We start from the raw sequence: 1,017 nt of genomic DNA on the forward strand, positions 1-1,017 counted from the left end.
GTTTGGTTCTGACTTGCCTTTAAGTGTCAAATCTACGCCTTCAATGGCGTCTTCAATTACGTTGTTATGGCTTGAAAGTTTTGCCACGCCGTCAAGCAGCACTTCAGAGTCTTGCCCTGCTTGTACCTCTGTCATACCAAGGTATTCTTCGAATGAGGATTGCGCTTTTGCGATTTTGGCTTCTGCTTCGTCGATTTTTTCTAGACGTTCACGCTCTTGAGGATCGAGTTTCGCACGATGAATTTGCTTGGCTTGCTCTTCGGAAAGCTCACCACGTTCGACTTTTGCGTCGAGTTCTTGCTTTTCATCCGCAATTTTCTGTTCGATTTCTGCTTTTTCTTGTTCTAGGAGCTGCTTAGCTTCTTTGGTCGTAACGTAAGAATCCGTCAATGTGCCTGAGGCGGCATTGTTCCAACCTGGAACATCCGGCGCTTTCTCTATCGCCTTTTCGTCCAGTTCCAGTTCTGGCTCTTCGTATGAATCCAGTAAGGTGCCTGACGCAGTTTCTGTCCAACCTGGAATGCGCTCTTCAGGTCGCAAGCTGGAGCGTTGATTGGCCTTATCAATGGCTTCTTGTCCGGCTTTAGCAGCCTCTGCACCAGCAGCAGAGATCGGCTCTTGCGATGCATCATCTTGTGCATTATCTGCCGCTTTTTGCGCTTCTGGAGGTAGAGGGTTGCCGTTCTCATCCAGAATTTCTGGTTGATCCGGTTGTTGCGGAGCTTGTAGTGGCCCTAACACTTCTTCTGCCGCAGCACGTGCTTCTTCAAGCGCGTTAACTCGGTCTTCAAGTGTTTGGTATTCGAAATATTTCAGAGGGTTGCCTCTTTCGGCTTCCACGCTGACTTTGATTTGATGATCCTTACCAGAAAGGTTTGAGGCAAGGATGAGACGCGGTCCTTCGACATCATTAATGACGGAAGCACGAACGCCAGGGTTGTCTTTAGCGCCATTGATGCCGCGTACGACATCGATGAGCTTAGATCGGGAACGAACATCGATATTAAAACGCTCATC

1 protein-coding gene is annotated in these 1,017 nt (G+C 48.6%); it reads right to left on the reverse strand.

Annotated elements, in window-relative coordinates; translation table 11 throughout:
• A partial coding sequence (gene fliD / locus R7D93_RS26200) for a flagellar filament capping protein FliD (RefSeq protein WP_318129670.1) occupies nt 1-1,017 on the reverse strand: 1,017 nt, incomplete at both ends.

The sequence above is a fragment of the Vibrio sp. YT-15 genome (genome assembly GCF_033337445.1).
Lineage (GTDB): Bacteria > Pseudomonadota > Gammaproteobacteria > Enterobacterales > Vibrionaceae > Vibrio > Vibrio alginolyticus.